The organism is Enterococcus sp. JNUCC 77 (genome assembly GCF_054819945.1).
The window spans coordinates 13,373-38,051 of record NZ_JBTHIG010000005.1 but is presented as its reverse complement, the minus strand read 5'-3'; the positions used below and the strand labels follow the sequence as shown (position 1 = coordinate 38,051).

39 protein-coding genes and 2 tRNA genes are annotated in these 24,679 nt (G+C 35.3%); 3 read left to right on the top strand and 38 right to left on the bottom strand.

Going from position 1 to position 24,679, the window contains the following annotated elements:
* Window positions 1-4: 4 nt before the first annotated feature.
* The 20 genes from ACVWNY_RS19260 to ACVWNY_RS19165 form a co-directional block, all read right to left on the bottom strand.
* Window positions 5-409: a hypothetical protein gene (locus tag ACVWNY_RS19260; RefSeq protein WP_454072571.1), complete on the bottom strand. Its 405-nt coding sequence runs from the start codon at window positions 407-409 to the stop codon at window positions 5-7.
* Window positions 396-1,199, bottom strand: a complete 804-nt coding sequence (locus ACVWNY_RS19255; protein WP_454072570.1) for a hypothetical protein — start codon at window positions 1,197-1,199, stop codon at window positions 396-398. Before ACVWNY_RS19255 ends, ACVWNY_RS19260 begins: the two co-directional genes overlap by 14 nt.
* A gap of 52 nt (window positions 1,200-1,251) precedes the next feature.
* The gene (locus ACVWNY_RS19250) at window positions 1,252-2,556 is read right to left on the bottom strand and encodes a hypothetical protein (protein ID WP_454072569.1); all 1,305 of its coding nucleotides are present in this window, start codon (window positions 2,554-2,556) and stop codon (window positions 1,252-1,254) included.
* Window positions 2,556-2,738 carry a hypothetical protein gene (locus ACVWNY_RS19245; RefSeq protein WP_454072568.1) on the bottom strand — a complete coding sequence of 61 codons (183 nt, stop codon included), beginning with the start codon at window positions 2,736-2,738 and terminating at the stop codon, window positions 2,556-2,558. The genes ACVWNY_RS19250 and ACVWNY_RS19245 overlap by 1 nt, the downstream gene beginning before the upstream one ends.
* A gap of 12 nt (window positions 2,739-2,750) precedes the next feature.
* A complete protein-coding gene (locus tag ACVWNY_RS19240; protein ID WP_454072567.1) occupies window positions 2,751-2,942 on the bottom strand; it encodes a hypothetical protein in 192 nt (63 codons plus the stop codon).
* Window positions 2,939-3,592, bottom strand: a complete 654-nt coding sequence (locus tag ACVWNY_RS19235) for a hypothetical protein (RefSeq protein WP_454072566.1) — start codon at window positions 3,590-3,592, stop codon at window positions 2,939-2,941. The genes ACVWNY_RS19240 and ACVWNY_RS19235 overlap by 4 nt, the downstream gene beginning before the upstream one ends.
* 17 nt (window positions 3,593-3,609) lie before the next feature.
* Window positions 3,610-4,890 carry a hypothetical protein gene (locus ACVWNY_RS19230; protein WP_454072565.1) on the bottom strand — a complete coding sequence of 427 codons (1,281 nt, stop codon included), beginning with the start codon at window positions 4,888-4,890 and terminating at the stop codon, window positions 3,610-3,612.
* Between the two features lie 12 nt (window positions 4,891-4,902).
* The gene (locus tag ACVWNY_RS19225; protein WP_454072564.1) at window positions 4,903-5,802 is read right to left on the bottom strand and encodes a head maturation protease, ClpP-related; all 900 of its coding nucleotides are present in this window, start codon (window positions 5,800-5,802) and stop codon (window positions 4,903-4,905) included.
* Entirely contained in the window at window positions 5,795-6,340 is a 546-nt protein-coding gene (locus tag ACVWNY_RS19220) for a hypothetical protein (protein ID WP_454072563.1), read from the bottom strand. Before ACVWNY_RS19220 ends, ACVWNY_RS19225 begins: the two co-directional genes overlap by 8 nt.
* 2 nt (window positions 6,341-6,342) lie before the next feature.
* Window positions 6,343-6,603: a hypothetical protein gene (locus ACVWNY_RS19215; protein ID WP_454072562.1), complete on the bottom strand. Its 261-nt coding sequence runs from the start codon at window positions 6,601-6,603 to the stop codon at window positions 6,343-6,345.
* Complete coding sequence (locus ACVWNY_RS19210) at window positions 6,596-7,024, bottom strand: hypothetical protein (RefSeq protein WP_454072561.1); 429 nt, start codon at window positions 7,022-7,024, stop codon at window positions 6,596-6,598. Before ACVWNY_RS19210 ends, ACVWNY_RS19215 begins: the two co-directional genes overlap by 8 nt.
* 32 nt (window positions 7,025-7,056) lie before the next feature.
* Window positions 7,057-8,184: a hypothetical protein gene (locus ACVWNY_RS19205; RefSeq protein WP_454072560.1), complete on the bottom strand. Its 1,128-nt coding sequence runs from the start codon at window positions 8,182-8,184 to the stop codon at window positions 7,057-7,059.
* Window positions 8,185-8,200: 16 nt separating this feature from the next.
* Window positions 8,201-9,553 (bottom strand): PBSX family phage terminase large subunit, encoded by a 1,353-nt coding sequence (locus tag ACVWNY_RS19200; protein WP_454072559.1) that lies wholly within the window; start codon window positions 9,551-9,553, stop codon window positions 8,201-8,203.
* Complete coding sequence (locus ACVWNY_RS19195) at window positions 9,550-9,978, bottom strand: helix-turn-helix domain-containing protein (protein ID WP_454072558.1); 429 nt, start codon at window positions 9,976-9,978, stop codon at window positions 9,550-9,552. The genes ACVWNY_RS19200 and ACVWNY_RS19195 overlap by 4 nt, the downstream gene beginning before the upstream one ends.
* A 22-nt stretch (window positions 9,979-10,000) precedes the next feature.
* Window positions 10,001-10,071: transfer RNA gene (locus ACVWNY_RS19190), tRNA-Cys, on the bottom strand.
* Between the two features lie 98 nt (window positions 10,072-10,169).
* Window positions 10,170-10,249: transfer RNA gene (locus ACVWNY_RS19185), tRNA-OTHER, on the bottom strand.
* Between the two features lie 353 nt (window positions 10,250-10,602).
* Entirely contained in the window at window positions 10,603-11,019 is a 417-nt protein-coding gene (locus ACVWNY_RS19180; RefSeq protein ID WP_461211774.1) for an ArpU family phage packaging/lysis transcriptional regulator, read from the bottom strand.
* A 147-nt stretch (window positions 11,020-11,166) separates the two neighbouring features.
* Complete coding sequence (locus ACVWNY_RS19175) at window positions 11,167-12,351, bottom strand: RtcB family protein (protein ID WP_454072556.1); 1,185 nt, start codon at window positions 12,349-12,351, stop codon at window positions 11,167-11,169.
* A 710-nt stretch (window positions 12,352-13,061) separates the two neighbouring features.
* Complete coding sequence (locus ACVWNY_RS19170) at window positions 13,062-13,343, bottom strand: hypothetical protein (protein ID WP_454072555.1); 282 nt, start codon at window positions 13,341-13,343, stop codon at window positions 13,062-13,064.
* On the bottom strand, window positions 13,340-13,726 hold the full coding sequence (locus ACVWNY_RS19165; protein ID WP_454072554.1) for a YopX family protein: 387 nt from the start codon (window positions 13,724-13,726) through the stop codon (window positions 13,340-13,342). Before ACVWNY_RS19165 ends, ACVWNY_RS19170 begins: the two co-directional genes overlap by 4 nt.
* A gap of 566 nt (window positions 13,727-14,292) precedes the next feature.
* Between ACVWNY_RS19165 and ACVWNY_RS19160 the strand changes: the two genes are divergently transcribed.
* Entirely contained in the window at window positions 14,293-14,913 is a 621-nt protein-coding gene (locus tag ACVWNY_RS19160; protein WP_454072553.1) for a hypothetical protein, read from the top strand.
* Here the strand turns inward: ACVWNY_RS19160 and ACVWNY_RS19155 are convergent.
* The 18 genes from ACVWNY_RS19155 to ACVWNY_RS19070 all read right to left on the bottom strand — a co-directional run bounded on the left by ACVWNY_RS19155 (window position 14,910) and on the right by ACVWNY_RS19070 (window position 23,690).
* Window positions 14,910-15,077, bottom strand: a complete 168-nt coding sequence (locus ACVWNY_RS19155; RefSeq protein ID WP_454072552.1) for a hypothetical protein — start codon at window positions 15,075-15,077, stop codon at window positions 14,910-14,912. The two genes, ACVWNY_RS19160 and ACVWNY_RS19155, sit on opposite strands and share 4 nt — an antisense overlap.
* 180 nt (window positions 15,078-15,257) lie before the next feature.
* Entirely contained in the window at window positions 15,258-15,482 is a 225-nt protein-coding gene (locus ACVWNY_RS19150; RefSeq protein WP_438720188.1) for a hypothetical protein, read from the bottom strand.
* Window positions 15,483-15,504: 22 nt separating this feature from the next.
* Window positions 15,505-15,834 carry a hypothetical protein gene (locus tag ACVWNY_RS19145; protein ID WP_438720190.1) on the bottom strand — a complete coding sequence of 110 codons (330 nt, stop codon included), beginning with the start codon at window positions 15,832-15,834 and terminating at the stop codon, window positions 15,505-15,507.
* A 42-nt stretch (window positions 15,835-15,876) separates the two neighbouring features.
* Entirely contained in the window at window positions 15,877-16,083 is a 207-nt protein-coding gene (locus tag ACVWNY_RS19140) for a hypothetical protein (protein WP_454071707.1), read from the bottom strand.
* A 76-nt stretch (window positions 16,084-16,159) separates the two neighbouring features.
* Window positions 16,160-16,507 (bottom strand): hypothetical protein, encoded by a 348-nt coding sequence (locus tag ACVWNY_RS19135; RefSeq protein WP_454071706.1) that lies wholly within the window; start codon window positions 16,505-16,507, stop codon window positions 16,160-16,162.
* A gap of 37 nt (window positions 16,508-16,544) precedes the next feature.
* Entirely contained in the window at window positions 16,545-17,183 is a 639-nt protein-coding gene (locus ACVWNY_RS19130; protein WP_454072608.1) for a Gabija anti-defense Gad2 family protein, read from the bottom strand.
* Window positions 17,184-17,227: 44 nt separating this feature from the next.
* Window positions 17,228-18,223 (bottom strand): tyrosine-type recombinase/integrase, encoded by a 996-nt coding sequence (locus ACVWNY_RS19125; RefSeq protein ID WP_454072607.1) that lies wholly within the window; start codon window positions 18,221-18,223, stop codon window positions 17,228-17,230.
* 23 nt (window positions 18,224-18,246) lie between these two features.
* Window positions 18,247-18,534, bottom strand: a complete 288-nt coding sequence (locus ACVWNY_RS19120; protein ID WP_454072606.1) for a hypothetical protein — start codon at window positions 18,532-18,534, stop codon at window positions 18,247-18,249.
* Window positions 18,531-18,824 (bottom strand): hypothetical protein, encoded by a 294-nt coding sequence (locus ACVWNY_RS19115; RefSeq protein ID WP_454072605.1) that lies wholly within the window; start codon window positions 18,822-18,824, stop codon window positions 18,531-18,533. Before ACVWNY_RS19115 ends, ACVWNY_RS19120 begins: the two co-directional genes overlap by 4 nt.
* The gene (locus ACVWNY_RS19110; RefSeq protein ID WP_454072604.1) at window positions 18,811-19,746 is read right to left on the bottom strand and encodes a Lin1244/Lin1753 domain-containing protein; all 936 of its coding nucleotides are present in this window, start codon (window positions 19,744-19,746) and stop codon (window positions 18,811-18,813) included. Before ACVWNY_RS19110 ends, ACVWNY_RS19115 begins: the two co-directional genes overlap by 14 nt.
* A 40-nt stretch (window positions 19,747-19,786) precedes the next feature.
* A complete protein-coding gene (locus ACVWNY_RS19105) occupies window positions 19,787-20,629 on the bottom strand; it encodes a recombinase RecT (protein ID WP_454072603.1) in 843 nt (280 codons plus the stop codon).
* Between the two features lies 1 nt (window position 20,630).
* Window positions 20,631-21,572 carry a YqaJ viral recombinase family nuclease gene (locus ACVWNY_RS19100; protein ID WP_454072602.1) on the bottom strand — a complete coding sequence of 314 codons (942 nt, stop codon included), beginning with the start codon at window positions 21,570-21,572 and terminating at the stop codon, window positions 20,631-20,633.
* 158 nt (window positions 21,573-21,730) lie between these two features.
* Window positions 21,731-21,919: a hypothetical protein gene (locus ACVWNY_RS19095; protein WP_454072601.1), complete on the bottom strand. Its 189-nt coding sequence runs from the start codon at window positions 21,917-21,919 to the stop codon at window positions 21,731-21,733.
* Complete coding sequence (locus tag ACVWNY_RS19090; RefSeq protein ID WP_454072600.1) at window positions 21,919-22,191, bottom strand: helix-turn-helix domain-containing protein; 273 nt, start codon at window positions 22,189-22,191, stop codon at window positions 21,919-21,921. The genes ACVWNY_RS19095 and ACVWNY_RS19090 overlap by 1 nt, the downstream gene beginning before the upstream one ends.
* Window positions 22,184-22,744 carry a hypothetical protein gene (locus ACVWNY_RS19085; protein ID WP_454072599.1) on the bottom strand — a complete coding sequence of 187 codons (561 nt, stop codon included), beginning with the start codon at window positions 22,742-22,744 and terminating at the stop codon, window positions 22,184-22,186. Before ACVWNY_RS19085 ends, ACVWNY_RS19090 begins: the two co-directional genes overlap by 8 nt.
* A 71-nt stretch (window positions 22,745-22,815) precedes the next feature.
* On the bottom strand, window positions 22,816-22,968 hold the full coding sequence (locus ACVWNY_RS19080; protein WP_454072598.1) for a hypothetical protein: 153 nt from the start codon (window positions 22,966-22,968) through the stop codon (window positions 22,816-22,818).
* Between the two features lie 237 nt (window positions 22,969-23,205).
* Window positions 23,206-23,460 (bottom strand): hypothetical protein, encoded by a 255-nt coding sequence (locus tag ACVWNY_RS19075; RefSeq protein WP_454072597.1) that lies wholly within the window; start codon window positions 23,458-23,460, stop codon window positions 23,206-23,208.
* On the bottom strand, window positions 23,460-23,690 hold the full coding sequence (locus ACVWNY_RS19070) for a helix-turn-helix transcriptional regulator (RefSeq protein WP_454072596.1): 231 nt from the start codon (window positions 23,688-23,690) through the stop codon (window positions 23,460-23,462). Before ACVWNY_RS19070 ends, ACVWNY_RS19075 begins: the two co-directional genes overlap by 1 nt.
* A 162-nt stretch (window positions 23,691-23,852) precedes the next feature.
* Between ACVWNY_RS19070 and ACVWNY_RS19065 the strand changes: the two genes are divergently transcribed.
* Together ACVWNY_RS19065 and ACVWNY_RS19060 are read left to right on the top strand one after the other, a co-directional pair.
* Window positions 23,853-24,185: a helix-turn-helix domain-containing protein gene (locus ACVWNY_RS19065; RefSeq protein WP_454072595.1), complete on the top strand. Its 333-nt coding sequence runs from the start codon at window positions 23,853-23,855 to the stop codon at window positions 24,183-24,185.
* Between the two features lie 9 nt (window positions 24,186-24,194).
* Window positions 24,195-24,665 carry an ImmA/IrrE family metallo-endopeptidase gene (locus ACVWNY_RS19060; protein WP_454072594.1) on the top strand — a complete coding sequence of 157 codons (471 nt, stop codon included), beginning with the start codon at window positions 24,195-24,197 and terminating at the stop codon, window positions 24,663-24,665.
* Window positions 24,666-24,679 lie beyond the last annotated feature (14 nt).

Genomic DNA, 24,679 nt, shown 5'->3' with positions numbered 1-24,679 from the left:
TCTCCTATCTCATTTTATCTAGTGTGTCTTGAATAAAGTTATGCGGTTTCGTTCCAGGATGTTTAACGCTTTTCCTGTAAAACGTTTGACCGTTTTTGGTGAACTTCAGCATCTTTCCTTTTTTTGCTCGAATAGTGTGTGCCTTAGTTCCGTAATAGTAATAAGTAACGTAATTCGCACCTTCTATATTTCTAGGATCATTAACAAGCTTGTTTTCATTAATGCCCACAAGAAAATTAGCATCAGCGACTTTCTCCTTTTCTGCTGCGTCAGATAGTGCTCCGGAATCTCTATGAATAACACCCTTCATGATTTTTAGAGCCTCGTCGGCTCGTTCTTCTACGTGATCATTAACCGCTTCCCACATTTGACCGAAGACGCTACCACCAAACGGATCAGTCATCTTCATCACTCTCCTCATGTTGAAGGGCCTCTTCATTTTCTTTACTGGCTTCTTCAAGCGTTTCAAAGAAATAAATTTGTTTCTTCGGCTGACTATTGTCCTTTGGAGCATTTGGTCTACTCGCCTTATAAGATACATACGCATTCATTGCATTTTCATTAGCCATTTTAGTAAACGTTACTATCAACTCGCTTGTGGTCCAGTTGTTCACAACTTCTGACGGTCTTATCTTGTAGTTTTTTGCTATGTCATAAGCCAAACTAATATAAGGGTCAATAAATTGTTCACCTTCAAAGCTCTCATCAAGTTCTTTTGGACTTAAACTATTGCTAGGAACCTCATCACGAGTAATGTTGTATATAGCTTCATTGATTAATTCTTTATTATTCATGATAAACTCGTAAAAGAATTCATGATTGTATACCTCATTTATTATCAAAAAGTCGGTGTCAAAAAATACAGCAAGTGTTGACTTAAACATATTTTCTATAAATTCAATAATTTCTGGATCATGAACATCTATTTCGGGACTATCATCAATACTATCTAATATTTTCATGGTCCTAATTAGTTCATTAATAGTGACAAAATGATTTAACGCGGTTAGTTTCCCTTTAAATCCATTGCTATAAACTTGTATCCTGTCCGTTGACAAATCTGATTGACCAACCAAAGAGTACACTCCATCTTTATTAATTCTGATAAAAGGTGGAGCATAGGGAAAATTTGTAAACAAGCATTGTATTAAATCATCAATTGTAAGATTCTGCTTTTCGATTCTGTTGTATTCTTCCATGACTCATACAAAAAAAGGAGTGAGAAATAATCCCACTCCTTTTTATCTCCATTTATTTACTATTATCCAACTTGACGAAGGTACCGAAAGTACCATCAATACCTTTGACCATCGAATAAGGAATTGTCATTGTTCCTGCTTCACGAGTCCAAGTCATAGGTAGACCAGTGACAAGAACATTATCAGCTTTCAACATGTACTCTTCATTTCCAATTGGAGTAATCATTTCCATGTAATACTTACTCTGATTTAATTCTTTAGTGGTGATTTCCCATGCGGTACCATTTTCCATACGAGGATATGCAATGACAAACTTTTTGCCCACATAAGTTTTCTTCATATAAATTGTTGTATTTTCAATGAAATACATGTCTTCAGGAATAGTTACTTTATTAACTGCACCATCAACTTGTAGATGATACAACAAATCATACTCGCAATTTTGCGGTTGCACTACTAAGTGTGGACACTGAATAGCTGCTAAATCAGGAATCTCAACAGCAGCGTAAGTAACACCATTCAGTTCCTTTTCAACCGCTGTGAACTTACCGTTCCGTTTGACAGCGAATTGAGATGTATTGATTCTTTTAAATAAAGGTCCAAAATCTCCTAATTCACCAATCATATTATTTGCAGTAATACTTCGTTCAATAGTTGTAGCCGTATCATCGTATGACGGAATCGTACAGATATCACTAGTAATAGTTAATGTAGGATCACCTGAAAAATCTGTGACACAAGTAAAGCCGATAGTCATATCTTTGATTAAGTCATATGCATTTTCAAATAATTCAAATGTAGAAAGTCTAAATTCGGTAGATTGCTTAGGCTCAATATCTACATAAAAGCCAACATTTTCACCAATCCACCCAGTACCAATAAATTCATCTGGGTTAAATAATTCGATAACAACAGCATTCCAGCCATTATTGTTTAAAGTAATTGAATATTTATTACCATTCTGGCTTCCTTTCACCATAACAGATAGATCAAATTTATCTCCTTTGTTTCCAAAAATTAGATAGCGTGCGTATCCGTACTGGAAAGGCTCTCCATCTTTTTGAATTTCAGTTCGAACTTTTGTCGTTACCGTTCCACCCTCATTCACAACATTTGGAATGACAAAAAGTGTTCCAGTCATATCACATTTTTCTAATCCACAGATAATCTCATCTGGTCGATCACTGAACTGACGAGAGAAGCTTGATGTTCCTTCAGTAGTTTCAGAGTATCTAAAACCGAAGATATTACACTGCTGAGGATCACGTAACCGTGTGAACCATGCAGTTGAGTCTGTTTCAATTTTTCCATATGACACAGAATTAAAAGTAGGTCTACATTTATCAGAATAACTCACTATTTATTTCCTCCTTTATTCGCCTTGTTTTGTGAAGCTTTCTTTTCAGTTAAGGCAATTTTTTCTTTTTGCTCTTTATCCTTTAAAATTTTAAGAGCAGCTTCTTTCTGATGGGTCATTTCCCCTCGTTGTGCTCTGGCTTCTAAAGTTTCGCTATAAGTCAATTTTGATTCTTTTGACATAGATTCACACTCCTATACTTTTTTAAATAATCCAGTGGCCATGTATTTTGGAAAATCAGAAATGGGTATCTCTTGAGGAATCCCTACTTTCCACACCCGATTAAAAATTTTTTTAACTTTTAAATCAGGCACACTAGCAGAGCCACCACACGTTCCACAGACTGCACCATTGGATTTCTCACCTAAGTATTCAATCTTAATCATCTAACCACTGTCCAATCGCATAAAGCCCTATATTCGCAAAGGCTATATTTATTTATTACTAATTCGAAATATTTAACTGCCATTCTTTTAAATACTGCACCCAAGTCGTTACCATCAACTTCTACATAAGCAATATCATCGGTTGATTGAGAACCACAACTTGCGCAATTGATATCTTTCAGAGTGATATAAACTCGTGCAATAGCACAAAACCACTCACACAATTCTGGAGGGATTTCATCAGTGCCTACAGTGTAATCAATGATTAAATCGTATTTGGTACATCGATTACAACAATCCAGCATGTCTGTTAAATCAATCAATAATTCATGAGTATGTTCATCAAAATAGAAGTTTAAATTAGTTTTATCTACTTTTATTCCTTCCCATGTTCTTAAAGTAACTTTGATCGTATCAACTTGAACCCATTCCTCAATTAAATTTATAGAATAGACCTCAGGACAACAGCCGCCACACTTTTTATGTAGTGGAACCCGTATAGACAACTGGTGTTCATTAATCCAGTTGCCACACGTAAGAGTTCCCCACGTTTCTAAAGCAGTTAGAATAGCCGACTTCTTTTCCTCTTCCTCGATACATTCAAAACAGGAACAGCAATCATTTACTTGTTGTAAGTAAAGATCCAGCATAAATCTCTCCCCCTTTTTTAAGCGATAAAAGGAGCGTAAGAATTAATGTTAATCAGTCCTTCAATTCCCTGGTACATTTCAGGATCGCAACCAGCAGAAACGCCAGTAATTTTAAGTAGTGCATTTGCTTCCGTTGAAACTACCGCGCCAAAGTTTGTTAACCGATCGCATGAAGTCCAGCAATCTGGATAGTTAGTAGATGTCCGTTCAAAATGTACAAATGGCGATTTAGGATCTTCCCACTCTTTTAGAATGAATGTAGCAGGCATATCTAAAGGTACACCAGAAAATACTCCTACAGTTGGAGGTACTAAGTAAATATCTCCATCGAGAGTATCAGCATCAATATAAACCAACTTAGATTCGATGATTGGTAGACCATTAAAGTAATAATTCTTTTTAGGCATTGAGTAACCATTTACAGTTTCAGTTGTATCAGTTACTGTCCATCCAGCGGGATAGTTCCCATCTCGTTTAGGAACGACTTCCCGTTGGATAGCTGTATAAGCTGTTCGTGATGCTAGGAAGAAACCCCCAGCAAAGAAATCTGCACCAATGATATTCATACGACATAGCACTTGGTCGAATGCTTCAATGACACCGGCAGTTCCGCTAATTGGTAATACATCTGGTCGAGCGTAAACTTGGGATAATCCACTAAAACGTTTGATAATGTTACCGTTTTGTTCTACTTGCAACAAACCATTCAAGAAGGTCAACATGTTTAGCGTAATAAATTGACCAATAAGGCTTAATTGTTCAAATTCCGCCAATGTTGGCAATGCACTTTTAGGAACTCCTGCCCCAACAAGCATCTGTTTATAAGCTGCATAAACAGCCGATGTTGTACTTGCTCCACTAACTGCGGCAACCATTCTATTCAATTCTTTTTCGCACTTCTCAATACAAATTGCTTTCAAGACTGTTTCATCTTGACAAACTTGTAAATCACCAGCGATGACACAGCAATCGTCGGGATTCGAAGTCATTGCAGAAAAAGACATACGAGGAATATTTTTCAAAGTAAGATTGCCATCTGTATCTTGCCCATAAATTGGAACATTTTCACCCCCAACAGAAGCATCGCGCATTGCTTTTAATTGTCGAGATAAAGGGGTATTTAACAATGCAGCAAAACCCGCATCAGATTCGATAATAGATGTAAAAAGAGCTTGGGCTAGATTGTTACCTAGCTTTCCACCTACAATTAACTTATCAATCGATAAGTTTTCTGTTCCTGATGGAACAACCATAACGTTATCTTGTTGTACGTCATTAAACATTTGAATTGGTTTCATTTTATTCTCCTTCTAATATTTAGACTCTGCTTGCATAAAAGCAGGAATTTTATTTTTTTGTTTCATTGCTACTGTTTTAGTGGTATCAATTGCTGCAGTTTCTTCCTCAACTACTTGAGTTTCTTCCGGTTCAGGATCAACAGTTTTTTCGTCTTCTTCGTCCTCTTCAGGAGATAATTCTTCCGTGACTTCTTCTAGATAAGGTTCAGGTTCAGGAGTCACCGTTGCTTCCGCCTTTAATTTTGCAACATCAGTTTTCATCATTGCGATTTCTGCCTCTAGCTGAGCTTCCTGTAGTTGTTCCTCTAGTTGCGCCTTTTCAGTTTCAAGTTGTGCCTTTTCGGCTTTTAAATCATCAATTTTTGCCATTTCTTCCTCGCTTTCCAGATTCAATGAATCCTTGTTTCCTTGTGTATTAGTGTCTAATTTGAATGTTATGCTATCTTCAGAATTGGAAATACCTAACTCTTTCATTTCACTAGTATCGAACCAGCTTTCTTTATCCATATACTCATGGAAATTTTCGATGCCTGTACGCTCTCTATAAATTGCTTCAGCACTATCTTGCATTTTATCCAAGACTTCGATTTCTTTCCGCATTTCATCTGCATCCCCCCATACTAAGCCACTTGGCTTGTGTACCATGTATAGGGAACCGGTCATTGCGATTCGCTTATCACCAGCTAAAAAAATTATTGATCCCATACTTGCAGCCATTCCAGTCAGAACAGTAGTAATATTTCGACCAGAAGCTCGAAGTAAATTGTAGACTTCAAGACCTTCAGTTACTATTCCGCCAGGAGAGTTCAAAAATATTGTGATGTCTTTGTCGTCATTCTTATTAAGAAAATCTGCTATTCCATTTGCTGTTATTTCATAGCCGACCACTCCTGATAGCCGTAAATTAACCATTGGCTAACTCCAACAAACTAACAGATTCATATTGTGCTTGACCGCAGCATTTGTTTTTTGTTGCTTCAGTTTTCACTCTGACTTGTACATCTTTTAATACATCAAAGTCTGCTTTGGAGAGTTTATACTGAACACCTTTTAATAACTTAGAATAGCTTCGGTCGGCAAGTTTAACAATACGGCCCTCAGTTGCTAAACGATTGGAGATTGTTACTTCAACGCCATCATTTTGACTCTCATACTCTGGAGACTGTTCACGAATCATCGCGCGTTCCCCAACGGTAAGCTGGCTGTAATCCCTGTCTTTCAAGTAAGAGACTGTATCCACAGTTTTTGTTTCAGTTTGTTCGATCTTAATAGCCGATTTGACCTTGTCTACAAGCTTGTTCCGATTTTCTTCTGGTTCATCCAATTGTTCGATTTCCACTTGTTCTGCAAGTTGTAAATAATCTGCTTTAATTTTTGCGTCCCTATAATCAATATTATGTTCATCCAAAAAAGTTTTGAGTTGTTCATTTGTCATTTTTGAAAATTCCATCTTTATCCCTCGCTTTCTGGAACTTCAGGACACTTACCATAGTTATCACAATTTGGTTTGTCTGCAAGCTGTACAGCCGTGGTGTCAATTGTTAAAACCGCAAACATTGAAGATTCATCGCTGAAACCGAATTCTTTTGTGCCATCAGTAGATTTAAAGAATTTCATCCCGCTTGCTAATCGGAAGCTTCTCGCCTCTTCTGGTGTTGTAAATGTTAACGTCTCTCCATTAGCATGGAGTTCTCCTTTAGTGTATTTAGCCAAAATATTTTACCCCTTTCTTTGTAATTACTTCTAAGATGGCTTCAATCTCATCAATCGGTACGGTTTGATTAAATTGTGAAATAATATCAGCCTCTGAAACTTGAATGTTATCCACATAGCTCCATTTGGAACTTAGAAGTCCTTTTTCCTTTTTAACTCTTAGTGCCTTATAATAACGTTTAGGTAAAAAGCCTGTGTGAATCTCATTAACCACACCGGCATCAATGATAATGTCCAATGATTCATCAGAGTTTGTACGAGAAACATTTTTAAAGCGAATCTCTGGATAAAAAGTTGAAATTTTATCAATATCCTTGATTTGTTTCTTTTCATACTTCACAGCATGTAAATTCTTTTTTTGAACCTTATCAAATTCTTGAATAGGCACGGCGAATCCTTCTTTTGTTTTTAGTGCTAACATCTATTCATTCTCCTTTAAGTATTTTGTCATTTTTATACTTCTTTATTGTCATCTTCTTCATATCCGGCATTTACCTCACTGTAATCTTGGAATCTAAGATAAAAGCCTTCTCCGAACAGTTTTCTAGCAATTTTACTCAAAGCATTGGCCGTATCAGCCTTAATAGGTGTAAGAGTGTTCGCTCTCGCTTCTTTAAGTAACGCCTCTTTACTGACATTTCCTGCTTCATCACCTAAACCCACAAGCAACATCGGAAAATTGAAAACAGAGGTGATAATGTCATCCTGATTTTCCCAGATAAATTGGTAGTCCTTAACAGTAGTAACTGGCGATATCTGCTTTACTTCTTTATAGGATTCGTCAAGGATAACAACATTTGAATCCTCCACTTTATTTTTCTTTATGAGATTAGCTACATGCTCTCTCATCTTTTCGATTGCTTCGTTTACGGAGTCCTTCACTCTTTTAGCTACCACTGAAACAGGATTTACTTTTTTTGCATTCGTAAGTAAAAAGATGTCACCATAATCTCGTTTCGTCGTACTATCGTAAATTTTTCGATTGATTTCTAATAAAATCTGTAGCTGCTTCAAGTCAGAATTTAGCGCATAACTATCTGATTTAAATTTGATTATGTTATCAGGGGAAATAATGTATCCTTCATCTTCCTTAATAAAGCCCACATCGCTAAATTTAAGTTCATCAGGAATAAGGACTTCTCCTACTGTGTAATACTTAATTTCATCAATGACTGGATCTTTATCATCCTTCTGATAAGCAGTAATTTCAGACTTTGCCAGAGAATAAACGTCGATTTCATCGAAAAATAAATAGCCCTCTCCGAAAATTTCCTTTTCTTTGAGCGCCTTCTTTATTTCATATAAGTTGGTGTTTCCGTTTAGGTTTGTTCTATAAAGAAATGTACTGAATTTCTCTGTCTCGTCTTCTGCTACATTCGATTCTGTAGCAACTTCTAAATCAGTTCCAAAAATAGAATTAACTTTTTCGTTAAGAACATATCTAAACTTTGGTATTTCTTTAAACAATCGATCGAATTCATCTCGGTCAGCTTCATGTTCTATCATATCAAGGATATAATTTTCACATTCACCATGACAGCCTCGTCTATGGCACTGCGAACATTCACGAGTACTTATCAAATTATCACCTCCTTTATTAAAGATCCATAGTTTCATATACAGCTTGGACAGCTAAAACAAAACTGTCTGCTTCATCTGGAGATTTTCCTATTCGTTGCTTAATGATTTCTTTCGGAATGACTTTAATTTTCTTTGCGTCCATTTCGAATTCCGTTGCATTAAGCTGTCGTTCAAGTTCTGACTTATCACAATAAGCTATTACCCGCTTTGATTTCAGTTGGTCACTAGCGTTAATGTACATTTCTGCACGCCTATTAATCGCTAGAACCGCTTTTCCTTTTGCGTAATCAGAAACCTTAGAACCAAAGTTAACAGGCTCAGTGATGATTTCAGGTACATTCACAATCAAATAATCAATAATATGTTGTCCTTGCATCGGATCGACATATACAGCATTGGCATTGATTGAACGAGCAAAGTTAGCTATATCAGACCCAACCTTTTGAGATGTATATCCATCTATCCAAACGTCATCGAAAGATTCAAATCCTAACAGTTTGATTTCGAAGGAAATCTTGTTGTAGGCTACAGCACACGCCCTAGTCCCATCTTGCCCTCTTGTAGCAGCATCAATTCCTATAAATATATAATCGTTCTCATTAAGATCTAGCTCATGAACGGCATCAATAAGACTTGGGAAGTCCGACTCAACATCTTTTGGTACAATGCCAAGATAGTTCCAGCTATACCAGGATGGATCTGTTTCCTTTGTTGCCTCTATCTTTTCGAGCATTTGTGTTGGTAGTAAGTCTTTTCCTGTATCGTCATCAAGATAAGTCGTATGAATTCTCTCAGCCTTTAATCTCTTTAAGTACTCAAATACCCAGTGATGGCGACTTCTCGGTGGGTTGAAACTATAAACTGTCTTAATCCGTTCATCCTTGATTGCATGCCGCATGAAAGTATCAAGTGTAGGGTCAACACTTTCTTGGCTGTCAAACTGATCAAACTCTTCAAACCAAAGCCAAGCGATATTATCAATTGCGTTTGCTTTTTTACCTTCTTGCTTGTTTAATCCATAAAACTTAATAACAGAGTTATTCTGTAAGAACCTAATTTCCAGTGGCTGATACCTAACTTTAAATAAGTTTTCAATACCTAAATCTTCCGTTACCGTTTCAAACTGTTTGTGCACACCATCGCGTATTTCTTCTTTTTTCTGCATGAAAACAACAGCATTTGCTTGTTGCCCTTTTTCGGCATGAATCAAAATATCCATAATGATCGCTAGGCAAATATCGTAGGACTTGAAACTTGCACGACCGCCGGAAAGAATAAAAGTATCAATGTCATTCTTGCCTGCTATCCGATCAAACAACGGCTTATGCTTACTAATCACATCTTTCGAACTATTGAAACCCAGACTCATAACTCGATCTTGAACGTCATAGGTTCACCATCTTTCCCTGTATGCTCAACCTCCTGCTTATCCCGCCAAACATCAGGTTTACGGTTTTTCAACCAAAAAGCAGCCGCTCCAGTGTCAGGTGATACTTGTTTAATTACCTTCTTGGTTACCTTTAGTTCTCCCGAATCCATTAATTCTTGAGTAACCTCTGTATAGGAAAAACCAACAGCTCTTTTGAACAGGGCATTCTCGACCTCTCTATCGGCTACATCCTTACCCTTTTTTAAGGTGTCCGAAATGTCCGGAAATCTTTTCTTCCAGTCGTTTAAAGTTGATCGACTAATACCGATATTATTTGCCACTTGTTCGTCTGAAAGGCCATCACGAGCCCAGCCTTCAATTCTAATCAATCCTTCTTTGGTTATCCATTCAGTATACTTTGCCATGACCTCACCTCCAAAATAAGTAAGCAAGAAATGGGATTCGAACCCATGATAAAGGTTTTGCAGACCTCTGCCTTTCCTCTTGGCTATTCTCGCAAAACAAAAAAAGACCGCCTAAGCGATCTTGCTTATGTATTAAGCAACCTACCGGCAATTGCCGCTCCAAGTCATGAAATCTTAGTCTCAGTTGCTAATTAACGTGACCGGACTCGAACCGGCATATTACAGGTTAACGAGTTAACGAGCCTGCACTTTACCTTTAAGTTACACGTCAACTTGAAGGAGCTACCTTCTAGCATGCTAATCGAGATTGACCTCTTCTGACTGCGCAAACTGAAGAAGTTCAGTACCTTTCGGCTCGGAGCACAGTCTCAATCTCTAAGCCACTGGCAAGGATTCGAACCTTGCATGAATATAAGCCACTTTCGTGGGCCCTTAGTATTCTTTATTGCGTCTACCCTTTCCGCCACAGTGACACCTAAGACAGCAATGTGTAGAATTTGAATTATTTAGAAACAGAATTTCCTCGCTTTCTGTTTTTAAATTTGGTTTAGCTGCCTTATTGGAAATTTCCATAATACTATGATAACACCCTTTTTCGAATAAAAAGTATACAAAAAGTATAATTTATTTTCTTATCAATAGCTGTCCATGTTTGTATGCTTCCGCAAATTCCATCAATGCCACGGCTCTATATTTTTTTATAGCAATCTCACTGTATCCCATGACCACACTTAGTTCATACACAGAAGCTTTCTCAGGTTCGCAGTAAGTCATAGAGAGTATTTGTCTACTTCTCCAAGATAAAGCTGCTAAGGCTCTTAATATTGCGTCTCTATTAATCTCAGCGTCCACACGTTCAACAATTCCATCTTGCGATTTATTAACTGATACACCAAGAGTTCTGGGCATATCACTAATAAGTGGTGATTTGATATCTATAGATGACTTTCCAGCAATCCGTTCCCACTTACGATACTGTGCTAAGACTTTTCTAGCGTTCATTTTGGTTTTTCTTTTATCAATTTCTGGTATTAAAGCCATCAAATACGCCACTCCTATGCTATAATAAATTTGTTGAATATATTGTAGCTGGGAGAAATCCTGGCTTTTTTTATTTTTCACAACTTTTATACAAAAAACAGTTATTTCTCACAACCGATACACCGTAATAGGTTAAATGGCACCTTGTTATTCTTTCGCTTTAAAATTGTATACTGGTTTTATCACATCCAAAATTTCAACTGTATCATGGATGTTATCAACAATCTCTTGAGCTTCTTTATATGCAAAAGGTGATTCATCCAGAGTGGACTCAACTACGGAAGTTGAATATATTCCTTTCATAGAATCTTTAAATTCCTTTAGATTAACCAGTTCTTTTGCTCTCTTCCTAGACATCACTCTACCTGCACCATGCGGAGCTGAATAATTCCAGTCGGGATTACCTTTACCTTTTGCTATAATTGCACCATCACGCATATTCAAAGGTATTACTAAACGGACACCTTTTCTAGCATCGGTGGCCCCTTTTCGTAAAACTTTATTTTCAATATCGATATAATTATGAATCGAGTCGAAAGAATCAATACATTTCCAGCCCATCTCTTCAATAATTACTTGTGCCATTGAAGATCGATTATTTATTGCAAAATTTTGAGCTATCCTCATATCATTAAAATAATCAGAAAGCAGATCACCTTCTAAATAAGCTAATTCTTTATTGAAAGCTACTGGTTTAATTTTGGCTAATTCAGATTCAATCTCTCTTTCTCGTCCTTGAGCCTTTAACTTTTCTATCAATTCTTTACGATCAAATGTATTAGACTTATGATATGCAATAGCTTTATCTTGATGATACTTCGCGACTTGTACTCCTAAATTTCTCGAACCAGAATGTATCAATAAAAAATATTTGTCACTAGATTTAGAAATCTCAATAAAGTGATTTCCTCCTCCCAAAGTGCCTCGAGATAGTTGTACTCTATTCTCATTATGAAGGGGAAAAGAAAGTTCATTAAAATTTATTTTATTAGCGTTTAAAACACTATTCCTTACATTTTTTCCTGAAGGTACATAATTATTTATTACCTTATCTAATTTCTCCCAATTAAAATTCTCTGTACTTTCGACCTCGTAAACCGAGATACCACAACCAATATCTACACCCACAAGATTGGGTACAACTTTCCCATTGTTGATTGTCATCGTGGTTCCAATTGTTGATCCTTTACCAGCATGCACATCTGGCATGATTCTAATTTGTTCTCCGCTAACAAAGTCATGATTCATCATTTCATTAATTTGTAATTTTGCAGTATCTTCCACATTTTCGGTAAAAACTTTAGCTGTGTTATATTTACCTCTTATTATCATTAAATTCTCCTTTCTGCAAAGCCGACTTTCGCTATTTCTTATTACAATTTGATAATTATTTGTTTTCTTTTCTTACTTCTTCTTTCCCTACGAAATAACCCAGCATATAGGTCATGAACCAAAACACAACTCCGACAATAATTTTTAGTATCAATTAATTATCTCCTTTCCTTAAAAGAATACGTTAGCGGAATAATTACAACTTTACTTTGTAAGCGTTTTATGGTAAATTAAATTTACTAATTAACCAATTTCATTTTGTTCCACGCCAGTCACAACTTGTGGCTGGTATTTTTATTTGCTAAAATATTTAAGTCTGGCGGAAAACAGACCAGTGTAATTATTCCTAGGTAGCCAGTGGTCGGCTATCTTTTTTTATTGTATAATCTAATTCGAGCCTAATTAATTTCTAATGTAAGATTCTCCCAAAGCTTTTTACTTTTATATAATTAGACTCACTGACCGCTACCTATCTTGGCGGTCTTTTTTATGTTAAAATACAAGTAGCCATACGTCTTTCATCAGATGTACTATGGCTGACCGTTGGTCTCCACTTGCACCAACGGTCTTTTTTTGTGTTATCATATACACGAGCCTACCAATCCTTTTCATTTGCTTACAAATTCAAACTTTTCTTGTTGCTAGGCTCGTTGACCGATGACTTAACTCTCGTCATCGGTCTTTTTCTGTAAAAGCCGACGTTAGCGGAATTATTCAACCGCTTTGGTGTAGGTTTCTTCGAAAATATCAGGTTTAATCGCATAATATTCTCCTTGTACACCTTCAACTATATAATCACCGTCACTCACTGCCATATCGCCTTCCAAGGTATGAATCACTGGCTGATAAGTAAATAGTCTACCTAACGAGCTTTCGCCTAAACTGGTGTCTCTAGTATCCACCATTGGATAAGCAGAATGTCTTTCGTAAATCCATTTCTCAGCATTAAATTTTATAACCTCTACAACTACTGGTTTCTTTCTATATTTCATTTCTCAACCTCCAACAACACTGAATTTTCGTAGATGTTTCCGATGATTGTTAATGAAGTTGTGCCATCAAAAGTATTTGAAACATCCAAAAAGTCAAACGAATCTAATGGTCCTACTCCATTAATGTAGAATGTGTAACAATCAACCTCGACAACTCCTGTATAACTACACTCGCCATCCACATATCTAACAGTATCCCCTTCATAAATCTCAGTATCGTTCTTGTCTTTGAGTCCTGTATACTGCATTAACTCGACATCTTCAAAATACTGTTCAATCTCTCCACCTACCAGATCGATCATGTTGTTAAGATAGTCTATTACTAAAACCTGCCTAATTGACTGAGTAGATTTTTGCCACGCTCTAAATTTAATTTCTCGCATTGAATCGCTCCTTTACTTAAAAGAATCTGTCTCGAATTTCATCGTATAATTGAAATCCAAACCAAATTGTAGCTAGAATAGCGAATATAAAAACGATTAACGCCATTCCGAATAATATAAAATTCATAAATGTTTCCATTTTTATTTCCTTTCCGCAAAAGGCTGAGTTTGTGGACTACACTTTTTTATTTCTGCTATAATCATCAAAAAAATGGATGTGATATTTATGGATTCGCCTTATAGTTTTAAACTTTCTGAGTTAGCATTTAATAATAGGCATTTGCTAGGGCAGTCTGATTTGTGCGGATGCTTTTATTGTCTTAGTCTTTTTAGTTATCAAGATATTACTAAGTGGAAAAATGATACTTATGACCAAACTGCTATATGTCCATTTTGTGGTATGGAAACTGTTATACCCAGCAACAATAACTATAAATTAACTGTGAATTTTCTACGTAAGTTGTACAATTTTTATTTTTCTGACGAATAAATTTTACTTATTCTGATGATATAATCTACTTATCAGTGAGTAGTCCACTGAAATAAATGATAAGGAGGTGCGCTTTATGTCTATCAATGTCTCACTAACTCAATTTTTAAATTATTCTTCAAAGGTCAGCACCAGTGCCAAAATTAATGCAGTAAGAGAAATCAAAAATTCTCCCGATTATCATCCTGCTCTGGACTACTGGAAACCACTTAGAGATGAAATCAAACGAATTCATGAGAACCAGCTACCCATCGATAATCTTAAAAACTTATTATTGACAGTAAATGATAAGAAAATTAAGAACTACACCAACGCAATCAATACCTACATTAAATTTATTAAGAAAAACAATGTTTCTTATTTCCCCGTTGGAAAGTCTTTCTGGAAATTAACTGATGATTTGTTTGTAGGTAGCTCTCCAGAACTAGGTTTAGAAATAAATGGTAGAAAATATTATGTTAAAAACTACTACAAGAAAAAAAGTGCTGACAGTAAAATCACTAAAAGGAATATTGCTTCAATTCTAACCTTGATGCAAATTTCCGATCGTGACTTTGAAATGGAGCTTGAATCAAATTTTGCTATTTTTAATTTTCAAAATGGCCAACTGATTGAAGCTCCGCCCTTACAGAGTGACGATATCCTAGAACTTGAGATAGATGCTCAAAGCTTTGTTGATATTTGGAATAGACTTTAAATTTCTTGGCTCAACTCATGTTGAATTTGAGCACAATTATCGCAAATAAAATTTCCGTCCTCGAGTTCTAATGATGCTTTTCTGTTACAAATAGCGCATTTATGCTCTGGGTCTGTATTCATGACCCTGGGCTTTTCTTTTTCACTTAAATTTTCATCTGTCATTTTTATCTCCTTTCAAACTCCGTAATCTTGGTGGTTAGCGGAATTCATCTAACTTCCGATCAAGATTGTCCTTAGCTTTTTCATCAAAAAATACATATTTTTCTTTATTAGGATTCGTAAAACCCTCTTTAATAATTTTAATGATTTGAACCAATTGTTTTAATATGAATCGAATTGTTTTCAATTTCTTTCTATGTCTATTTCTTCGCTAGAAAGATAATTCGCTAGACAGTCATTGTCACAAAACATATTGTCGCTACCATCTTCAAATTGAAAAAAATTCATAATTAAAAAATTGTCTCGAATTGTTACAAAGGATTGGCTTGTAAATCCTTCTTCATCAAATAAGTTTTTCCTACAGTTGGCGCAAATTGAATTTTCTTTATCAAAATTTGGATAACTCATTTTTATCCCTCGTTTCTTCGAATTACTGAATTGATTTTTTGTATTCTTCAACTGCACTAGCATTCTCTAAAATGTAATCTGAGTCATAACGTTTAGTTAGAATATTTTCTAATAATTTAGGGTCAATAAAAAAATTATTAGCTATCTCTCTCGCTTTTTTTGATTCTTGAAAAGTTTCATCATAAATTTTTGATGTTTCCAGGTTTGGCAAATAGCCCCCTGTAGCATCAACATACCAATAGAACACTATTACTCGCTTTCTACTTCGTCCATGAAGTTTTATCGAATAATCTATACCGTTATAACTAACACTTGCATATAAAGAATGAGGTGTTTTTTTTATTTTTCTCATCGCTTATCTCCTATGAATTCAGCAATCTCCGTCGTTTATTGACTATTCTTTAAGTGCATTTTTCATAAAAGCCAGTCTTGTTTCAAGTCGGAAAATCACATAATGCTTGATAGTATTAAAATTCTCATAGATAAATTCTTCTTCTTCTGAGCCTTCTTCAATTTCATTTTCAGCAATAAAATCTTCTGGAAAAATGTCACCTTTACTTCTGCTCAATAATTCTTCTACATGTTTGATTTCAATTTTCATTCATTGCTCCTCCGTTCTATTTGACCAAAACAGCCATTTTGGTTAAATAATTCCGCTAAATCTTTCGTTTGCTGACTTACCAATTTAAACTTTCAGGTATTGGATTACCATGTGGATCATAAACAGGTACACGTCTTTTATTTAACCGTTTAATCATAAATTCTGTGTTGATATCTTCCACGCTTACTATTTTTACAAACCAATCCATTCCTATATTTCCAATGCAAGCTTTAGCACCGTTCAAAGCACGTCCATAGGAAGAATATGTTTTAAGCTTTTTTGATATATAAGTCGAGTTATCTTCTAGCGAATCAATCAATATTGGGTACTGTTCCATTCCCCAATATTGTGACCAATACCCACAATAAAATCCACATAAACCTTCAGTCCAGGCATACAAAACATATTTTTTCGTCACTGTCATGACCTCACCTCATTCCGCTATTTGTTTCGTTAGCGGACTAATCTTTCCCATCATATAAAGATAATCCGAGTTGTTCTGCATCTAACTCTGGCAGATTATAAATTGCTTGAAGTAACCTTATTTTGCTCTCCCGACACATTCCATAACCATATTTTTGATATTTATAGCTGCGATTAAATGTTGATATTGGAAATTGTATTTCATCATCTAAAACTAAACGTTTAGTGTGTAAGTGCTCAAAATAATCTTCATGGTACATAATTTCAAATTGTGCTAAATAATCATTTTCATCGATCTTTTCATAATCAGAATAGTATGCGATTTTAGTAATTGTGAAATCGAACCCTTTCAATATTTCTTCTGGTTTTCCAAAAACGCTCTTAATCAATTCAATCCGTATTTTATCTTTGATTGAATAGACAGCCCATACTTTTTCATTTTGGTATGATTTTCGCCAATTGTTAGGGTCTTTTTTTATTAAATCTTGAAAATAGATTTTAGAAGATTCAAAATCACTTTGATTTCTAAAAAATATATCAATATCATTTACTCTCTCTGAATTAAAAATATTTTTAAAGCAACCTCCAGAAATAAATCCTTTATGTCCTATCAAAAACTTATCTAAAAAGAAAAGTTGTCTGAAATTATAAATGTCTGATTTTTTAAATACATTCATCTTCTTATTTCCTTTCCAATTCCGCAAAATCTTCCTTTTGCGGATTATCCTAAATATTTTTCATGCGTCATCTTAAAATCGGTTAATGACGTATCTATATATTCCAATGTCGTATTGATATCATTGTGGCCGAGGAAGGTTTTTACGCTATCTATTTCCATTCCTCGCCTTAACGCTAAAGTTGCAGCAGTTCTTCTAAACTTATGAGGGTGAGCATGATTCACACCGGCTTTAACAGCAATCCTTTTAATTAAGCGTTGAATACCGCTAGAGGTCATTTGCTTTTGCTTAGAACCCATTAAAATAGGACCAATTTGATGATTAGCCTTAGCAAGATAGTTATCAATTGCCACTTTAGCTTTAGCATTGACATAAACTCGCCGCTCTTTATTTCCTTTTCCGATAACAGTAATACTGCCTGCCAATCGGTCATAGTTACTAATTCGTAAAGAAACTAATTCTGACACTCTACAACCAGTGGATAGCAATAATTCTATTACCAGTTTTTCTTTAAGCGTCTCTGCAGCATTTCTCATTAACTCAATTTCCACATTAGTAAAAGCTTTTTTGAGTCTTTTTTCAACCTTGATACTTTCAACTCTCAAATCAGGATTTTTAGTGATATATTCTTCTTCAAAAAGCCACTTAAAGAATCGGCATATTGCACCACGTTCACGATCCAGTGTCGCTGAAGAAAGATTATCCTGCATACTGCGTCTGGCAATATACATCCTAATGTCTTGAGTTTTAATTTCAGCAAAAGGTTTTCTCACAACCCTCATAAACCGGTCAATCGTAGTCTTATATAAATTGAGGGTCCCTGTAGATAATCCCTGCAGCTTTTTGCTAACAAAATATTGTTTATAAGCTGCTAAATCTGAGGTTTCATCGTATATAATGACTTCATTTTTCGACTCTTCAATCCGATACTTGTTTAAATTCATAGTCAAAACAACTTTTAATTTTTTTAGCTGACTAACATCCAACTCAGAATCCATGTTTCGAACGACGGCATCGATAAATCTCTCTGTCGCTTCCATGATGGTTCCTCCTCTTAAAAAGGCTAATCAAGTTCAACCATGTTTTTCAATGGGACAACTGTTTTTCCTTTATGTTCGACTGTAAGATAATCGTCAACTTCATCAGTTGCTGTAATAATTACTAGCGCACTATTTTTGTAAATCTGCTCAACAATGCCGAAAAACGGATGAGTCCACTTACAGTCTTTTCTCGGTTTGCAAATGTACTTTTTACCGACTTCAATTTTTCCTTTTTTCTTTACACGCTTTTTTGGTTCAACAGTATGCAAAGCGCCATGTCGGTATTTATTAGTTTCAACTTCAGTTATCATTCTGCCACCGCCATATGCTGATACTCTTGAATATATCTATCAATAATCTGGCTATAATATTCTGGACTATTACTAAAATAATCAATTGTCTTGTCTATAAAACCAATGATATAAACACGAATCATTGAGCAATAAAGTTTATTAACTTTTTCAGCATTATTTTTATCATCGTTATTTGATTGTACTTGCAACAATTTTTTCAAACGTGAAAAATATTTTCGTAAAATTTCTTTTTGATCTTCAGATTCTGCGATATTACCCAAAAAAGTTATTTGTTCAAGATATTTCATCACCATACCCCTTATCATTAATTATTTTTATTAACCGCATCTGCTCTTCATCAGTGAAACTTTTCTTACGGGCTAAACTCTTTACTGACGGATTTCCTGCCATGCGTTCTGCCCACCAATAATCCCACAAATTTTTATTGGTCCATTGGCTGTTGTTAGTTTTGTTGAAGTTTCCTTTAGAGAAATGACCATCAAGATGCTTTCTAACTTTTTCAGTTGTATCTAGCTTCTTAGACTCCCAGCTTTTCAAAACTTTATTGAGATAATTGTAACTACGAGCCTCATTCTTCAACATTTCATCTATGGCCATAATGACAATTTCGGCGTTGTTAAAGTCTTTTTCCCAATAATCTATCGACTTAAGAATAACTGGTGCTTCATCTGGGTTGACTTGATTTAACCAATATTCGGCTGCTTTATTTCTTGATATATGATCTACACTATTATCAGAAACGTATTTACTTTTATTTACTTTACTTTTATTTACTTTACTTTGTGCATTAATGTCATCATTAACTCCTGTTGTTTGTGTATTAATGTTGTCATTAATGACGTACTGTGTAGGTTTTTGAGATTTCCTTCTTTTTGTCGCCTCAAAATAGGTTGCTTGGATTGTCTCACTGGTCAGGACCTTAGCCGAGTTAAACAGCGATTCATTAAAAAATCCCCATGTAACCAAGCGGTTGACAACTTGCTCTAACAAATCCTTGCTGGTTCCTGGTAGTCTTTTCAAAAGTTTAGCTTTAGTCAGATCATTCCATACAACGAAGTATCCTTTTTCGTACACCGCGCATAACAGTTTGATGACCGCTAGCTCACCTTTGATACCAAATTCTCCAGCAATTGCTTCTATTTTTTCATCCTCAAATATATGGACGTCCAGAGGGAAATAATCAAGACCGCTTTTTGTAGGCCTTGCCAATATTGCACCTCCTCATAAAAAGGGAGTTTCCTCCCTTAAACTAAAATGGATAATCTTCATCCTTTAATGGTGGCTTCTTATCATCGAACAATTCAGTTTGTTCTTCATCAATTTTTTCTGCTTCTTTTCGTTCGGGAGCATCCTCTATAACTTCAGTCTCTTCCAATATAGTTCCCTCATCAGAAAAATCATCCATAACTCTTTCATCCTTAATCGTTGCTGTTTGCATATCAATAGACAAAATTCCCCATTTTGAAAGCATATTTCTTAAAACAGTTTTTTTGGCCATCGCATCATAATCTTTTTTCCAACCAAAATCAGACTTACTAAATTTACGCTTATGGGCTTCGATTTCTTGCTTAGTCCAATAAACAGTCTTTTTAAAACCATTTAATAATTCAAAGTAGCCGACATAACCAATGATTTTATCTGATTGCTTACCATTAGGATCAAACTCAAACGTTTCAGTCAAACGATTCCATTCAGCTAATTCACCTTCATAAACTTCAATAACGTTCAAAGCTTTATATTGCCCTGATCTTTGTGCTAACTGAATATAACCCTTATATCCTAGTTGAAATTGTGCTTTGCCTTTATATGGAATAATCCATGCGTAGCCTAAATTTTTATCCACGGGTAAGTCAAGGGATGCAGCTACCATTGCACTGGTTACTATGGTCATAGGTTCAGCATTGGATAGATAAGAGTCATTACTTACTAAATTTAAGACACTAGCCATAAAGCCATCTGACTTATCTTTTAATACTTCCTCAAATTTTTTCTTCATGGTAGGTGTATTCATTAAAGCCTTTAACCCTAGTTGACTAGGTTTCACTTGATTGTTTTCAGTTAGTTGGTTCTTTAGAGTGTCATTCGTTGCCATTCTATCCAATCTCCTTTTCTATTAAGCGCTGAGACTTACTGACGTTGTATATTTCTTCATCGATCGCTACTGTTGGATACTTGGCAGCAAGTTTTTTCTTATCAAGTCGTCGTGATTCATAGCCTTTGAGTGTAATTACAAAATTAGGACTTACGCCAACTGAAGCGTGGTTAGAACCAAGCTTTTGTTTGATAGTATTTTCAACTTTACTGATTTGTTCATCAATCAACTTTTTAGTTTGTTTTAGTTGAATTCTTTCCTTAACCAAATCATCAAATTCAGATGGCAAAGTGATTTGCTCTTCACCAACATCTGCATAACGTTCCTTTATAAAATCGGTTGTTGCTTTGGAACCATCCACTTCTGGCTCAACACCATTAATAATATTTTCTTCCCAGAACTCAACCAGACGCTCGGTGATAATATCAATCAATTCCTGATCACGAGTTACTTTTTTCCAGATAAACTTCTGACCACCAATTAACACAGCAATATAGGCAGAGTCTCGATTCAAAACATTCATATAATGTTGAACTTGGCACAGATAACTCATAGGAATATCGTCGCCTTCCCAATCCTTATTTAGATAAGCACTAGCTGTTTTGCATTCTAAAATCGCTTTTTCTCCGACAACATCCCGATCAATATTCGCTCGAAGAAATGGATGCATTGGGTGTTCAAAGACCTGATTTCTACGTCGGACCTTTTTTCCAGTACGCCGCTCAAATTCTTTTGCTACAAACTCTTCAAGTTGCGTACCAAAATAGGCTGCCTCACTTTCTTCATGATTCAGTTCAGTTTGTCCGGTTTTTTCCATCCATAACTGATACGGTGATTTCCACTTATTCAACCCAAGAATTGTAGCTACATCCGATCCTCCAATACCTCTTTGACGATCCTCCAGCCATTCTTCATGGGTCATGGTTAAAGTTGACTTACTCATCTTCATCCTCCTCATCAGTCTCATAGTCACTATCCCACTGGTGAGTATTCAAAAACACATTACTTTCTTCATCAGCTAATGCAAGATCATAATTAAACATTTTAAAACCTCTTTTCTTTTGTTATAATGAGGTTAGACGTATAACCTCTGAGACTCATTTATGCTTCCCGGCTAGTGAGTCTTTTTTTTGTGTCGTATGATACCTCTGTGTAAATAAGCCATATTCCAACCGCAATGATTGAACCAGTGATTTTTAACCATACAGGCATATTTCCACTTAACCAAGCGCCGCCCATGAATGCAGCTAACAAAAGTCCGGACCATCGTAACAAATATATTTTTTTCATTATTTGGCCTCCTGCATTAGTAACTCGTTTGATTGTTGACTAAAAAGCACTTGAGGGTCGACATCTAAAGCTGCTGCTAATCTAACAACTGTTTCAGATTTTGGTGTTTGAGAACCATTACGATCGTTCTTAATTCGACTAATAGTTGTTTCTGAAACTCCGCTTTTTTTCGATAACTCAACAATCGTCATATTTTTACTTCCTAAAAGAAGATACAAATTCCATCTGATAGTTTTAGCTAAACTTTTCATTTCGTTGTCTACATTACGCATTACAATCACCTCCGAAATAACCTTCTTTTTGCCATCTAGGCATATACATTTCTGTTAAATCCATCACACTCATATTTAAAAGTTCGCATAGTGCAAATAAATATTGATTATTGACAATACAAGCTTCGGCTTGTTCTCTAGCAAGTTCCAAAACTAAATTGTAATTTGATTCATTTACCGGTGTTCTTTTGCATAAAATTCTTCGAAGCTCTTTGTCGTCTTGAAGATCATCTCGCTCATCTTCTTCCAGTTCCCTTAGATCATCCAATTTCGATAGATCTAAACTGTAGTCTCCGCCTTCCATAGATTTTGGAAGACCCAGATAGTAATAACCAATTGTTTGAGTTAAGTTTGAATCATTGGCTATTTCGGACAGTCTCACTGCATTATCAACAGTTACGTTTTTAGCTTTTCCATCTGGCTTAGTCCAATCAGTAATGCTTTGTGATGTAACATGAAGTTCTTTTGCTAATTCACGTTTGGTAATTCCTGTTCTCTCAAGAAATTGATTTATTTCTAGAGGAATCTTCCTAGATGTTGATTTCGTAACCATAGCAACATCTCCTTTTCTTATTTTTGGGTATTTCAATCAACCTGTTCAAAGCCTAAAATGTATTCAAGATATTAATTGAAAACTGCTTCTTCCAATTCACGACTTAATTCTTTTTGAACTTCTTCAACCATACGGTCAAGTTGTTCATCAGTCGCGCATTGAATGATGTGTTTCATGTTTGGTCGAGCGTCGATGATGATGTTGATTTTAGTTTCTCGTGTCATTTCGTGATTCAGGTGATCACCTCCTTATCTCATTTACACCTTTTTATTCTGATATAATCAGTTTGAAAGGTGGTGTTAAAAATGCTGTTCTATTTACGTGAAAAGGGTGGAAATTTAAAGAGTATTGAATTACCTGTTGTCCCTAGGAGAGGCGATATTATTTCAACTACTGATTTAAAATTTCCAAGATATTTAGTATTACGTGTTGAATTTTATGAAGATGCAGAAGGGATAACTTTACATGTTAAAAAATTCCCTAATAAGAACTGTGCTCAAGTCGATATTGATGGTTTCGACAACATAAGACCCTTCAAATAATTTGATCCAATATTGATCAAACATTTGTTTTTCAACGTACACTGCTTTTTCAGTTGCAAGGAACACTTGTGTCTCCCCAGACCATGCTAAGTATCCTTTTCTGATAAGTAGTGTTTTATCATTCTCAGATACAACAATTCCTTTTACGGAACCATTTATTTCTAAAAATTTCATCAGACCACCTCCTTGTGATTTTTAACATACGATTCGAGTACATCTTGATCAAAAAAAATTGACCATGGAACATCTAATACAGAAGCAATTTTTTTTGCATTATTGACAGACGGTTGCCTATGTCCTTGTTCATATGAGGAATATGTTGTTTTAGCAATACCTAAACGTTTAGCTAAAGATTCTTGAGTAAAGCCTTTCTCTTCTCTTATCTTCTTTAACAATTCTTTCATTTCTAAATCACCACCTAATTTATACTACGTATTGCGTACTTTTATAATAATACATATTGCGTACTTTGTAAACCATAAATACTCTTTTTTTTGTACTTTTCCCTTTATTCTTTAAGTACGCAATTTGTAATAGTATAATCAGCACAAAGGAGGTCATTATGTATGTTTGGTAAAAGGCTCAAAGAATTAAGAAAAGAAAAGTCACATCTAACTCAATTAGATATGGCAAAATATTTGGGAGTTGCAAAAACAACATATGCTTCATATGAACAGGGAAAACGCACTCCAGATGTAGAAATTCAAAATAAAATCGCAGACTATTTCGATGTAACTTTAGACTATCTACATGGAAGAGAACAAAAAAAACAACCAAACTTGTCTCCACAGCAAAAAACAATTGCTACTCATATTGACGAAAATGTATCTGAAGAAGGCATGAAGGAAATAATGAACTTCATTGAATATATAAAGCAAAGAGATCACAGTGATAAGTAGGTGCTTGTAATGGATGATGTAGAAAAACTAATGTGCGAATATCCAGAAATAGACTATAAGTTTGAAAAAATAATGCCAAAAGGACAAAAGGGACTTTATATAAATAATGTCATCTATCTAAATCCAAATCAAACTCATTTCGAATTAAAATCCACTGTTGGTGAAGAAATAGGTCATCATTTAACTACTGTTGGAGATATTACTAAGCAAGAGACTCCAGAAGAACGTAAGCAGGAAGAAACAGCTAGAAACATTGGTAGCGTTCTGAGTGTTACTCCTCAAGATTTTATTAATGCATATAAAGAAAGAATCTATACAAAAGCTGAGGCTGCGGAATTTATAGGGGTTACAAGAGAAACCTTGGATAGAGCAATTAACACTTACGCAGTTAATTTCCCAACGGGAATGGGATATAAAAATTATTTGATTTTCTTTCAACCAAACGGAGTTATAGGAGTTTTTGACTATTTTAATAAATGAAAGAAGGAATAGAA

Bases quoted from the DNA above. Each gene is read 5' to 3' on its own strand.
- ACVWNY_RS19260 (WP_454072571.1), bottom strand. From the start codon at position 409: ATGAAGATGACTGATCCGTTTGGTGGTAGCGTCTTCGGTCAAATGTGG.
- ACVWNY_RS19255 (WP_454072570.1), bottom strand. From the start codon at position 1,199: ATGGAAGAATACAACAGAATCGAAAAGCAGAATCTTACAATTGATGAT.
- ACVWNY_RS19245 (WP_454072568.1), bottom strand. From the start codon at position 2,738: ATGTCAAAAGAATCAAAATTGACTTATAGCGAAACTTTAGAAGCCAGA.
- ACVWNY_RS19240 (WP_454072567.1), bottom strand. From the start codon at position 2,942: ATGATTAAGATTGAATACTTAGGTGAGAAATCCAATGGTGCAGTCTGT.
- ACVWNY_RS19235 (WP_454072566.1), bottom strand. From the start codon at position 3,592: ATGCTGGATCTTTACTTACAACAAGTAAATGATTGCTGTTCCTGTTTT.
- ACVWNY_RS19230 (WP_454072565.1), bottom strand. From the start codon at position 4,890: ATGAAACCAATTCAAATGTTTAATGACGTACAACAAGATAACGTTATG.
- ACVWNY_RS19225 (WP_454072564.1), bottom strand. From the start codon at position 5,802: ATGGTTAATTTACGGCTATCAGGAGTGGTCGGCTATGAAATAACAGCA.
- ACVWNY_RS19220 (WP_454072563.1), bottom strand. From the start codon at position 6,340: ATGGAATTTTCAAAAATGACAAATGAACAACTCAAAACTTTTTTGGAT.
- ACVWNY_RS19210 (WP_454072561.1), bottom strand. From the start codon at position 7,024: ATGTTAGCACTAAAAACAAAAGAAGGATTCGCCGTGCCTATTCAAGAA.
- ACVWNY_RS19200 (WP_454072559.1), bottom strand. From the start codon at position 9,553: ATGAGTCTGGGTTTCAATAGTTCGAAAGATGTGATTAGTAAGCATAAG.
- ACVWNY_RS19195 (WP_454072558.1), bottom strand. From the start codon at position 9,978: ATGGCAAAGTATACTGAATGGATAACCAAAGAAGGATTGATTAGAATT.
- ACVWNY_RS19180 (WP_461211774.1), bottom strand. From the start codon at position 11,019: ATGGCTTTAATACCAGAAATTGATAAAAGAAAAACCAAAATGAACGCT.
- ACVWNY_RS19175 (WP_454072556.1), bottom strand. From the start codon at position 12,351: ATGATAATAAGAGGTAAATATAACACAGCTAAAGTTTTTACCGAAAAT.
- ACVWNY_RS19170 (WP_454072555.1), bottom strand. From the start codon at position 13,343: ATGAAATATAGAAAGAAACCAGTAGTTGTAGAGGTTATAAAATTTAAT.
- ACVWNY_RS19165 (WP_454072554.1), bottom strand. From the start codon at position 13,726: ATGCGAGAAATTAAATTTAGAGCGTGGCAAAAATCTACTCAGTCAATT.
- ACVWNY_RS19160 (WP_454072553.1), top strand. From the start codon at position 14,293: ATGTCTATCAATGTCTCACTAACTCAATTTTTAAATTATTCTTCAAAG.
- ACVWNY_RS19155 (WP_454072552.1), bottom strand. From the start codon at position 15,077: ATGACAGATGAAAATTTAAGTGAAAAAGAAAAGCCCAGGGTCATGAAT.
- ACVWNY_RS19150 (WP_438720188.1), bottom strand. From the start codon at position 15,482: ATGAGTTATCCAAATTTTGATAAAGAAAATTCAATTTGCGCCAACTGT.
- ACVWNY_RS19145 (WP_438720190.1), bottom strand. From the start codon at position 15,834: ATGAGAAAAATAAAAAAAACACCTCATTCTTTATATGCAAGTGTTAGT.
- ACVWNY_RS19140 (WP_454071707.1), bottom strand. From the start codon at position 16,083: ATGAAAATTGAAATCAAACATGTAGAAGAATTATTGAGCAGAAGTAAA.
- ACVWNY_RS19135 (WP_454071706.1), bottom strand. From the start codon at position 16,507: ATGACAGTGACGAAAAAATATGTTTTGTATGCCTGGACTGAAGGTTTA.
- ACVWNY_RS19130 (WP_454072608.1), bottom strand. From the start codon at position 17,183: ATGAATGTATTTAAAAAATCAGACATTTATAATTTCAGACAACTTTTC.
- ACVWNY_RS19125 (WP_454072607.1), bottom strand. From the start codon at position 18,223: ATGGAAGCGACAGAGAGATTTATCGATGCCGTCGTTCGAAACATGGAT.
- ACVWNY_RS19120 (WP_454072606.1), bottom strand. From the start codon at position 18,534: ATGATAACTGAAGTTGAAACTAATAAATACCGACATGGCGCTTTGCAT.
- ACVWNY_RS19115 (WP_454072605.1), bottom strand. From the start codon at position 18,824: ATGAAATATCTTGAACAAATAACTTTTTTGGGTAATATCGCAGAATCT.
- ACVWNY_RS19105 (WP_454072603.1), bottom strand. From the start codon at position 20,629: ATGGCAACGAATGACACTCTAAAGAACCAACTAACTGAAAACAATCAA.
- ACVWNY_RS19100 (WP_454072602.1), bottom strand. From the start codon at position 21,572: ATGAGTAAGTCAACTTTAACCATGACCCATGAAGAATGGCTGGAGGAT.
- ACVWNY_RS19095 (WP_454072601.1), bottom strand. From the start codon at position 21,919: ATGAAAAAAATATATTTGTTACGATGGTCCGGACTTTTGTTAGCTGCA.
- ACVWNY_RS19090 (WP_454072600.1), bottom strand. From the start codon at position 22,191: ATGCGTAATGTAGACAACGAAATGAAAAGTTTAGCTAAAACTATCAGA.
- ACVWNY_RS19085 (WP_454072599.1), bottom strand. From the start codon at position 22,744: ATGGTTACGAAATCAACATCTAGGAAGATTCCTCTAGAAATAAATCAA.
- ACVWNY_RS19080 (WP_454072598.1), bottom strand. From the start codon at position 22,968: ATGACACGAGAAACTAAAATCAACATCATCATCGACGCTCGACCAAAC.
- ACVWNY_RS19075 (WP_454072597.1), bottom strand. From the start codon at position 23,460: ATGAAATTTTTAGAAATAAATGGTTCCGTAAAAGGAATTGTTGTATCT.
- ACVWNY_RS19070 (WP_454072596.1), bottom strand. From the start codon at position 23,690: ATGAAAGAATTGTTAAAGAAGATAAGAGAAGAGAAAGGCTTTACTCAA.
- ACVWNY_RS19065 (WP_454072595.1), top strand. From the start codon at position 23,853: ATGTTTGGTAAAAGGCTCAAAGAATTAAGAAAAGAAAAGTCACATCTA.
- ACVWNY_RS19060 (WP_454072594.1), top strand. From the start codon at position 24,195: ATGGATGATGTAGAAAAACTAATGTGCGAATATCCAGAAATAGACTAT.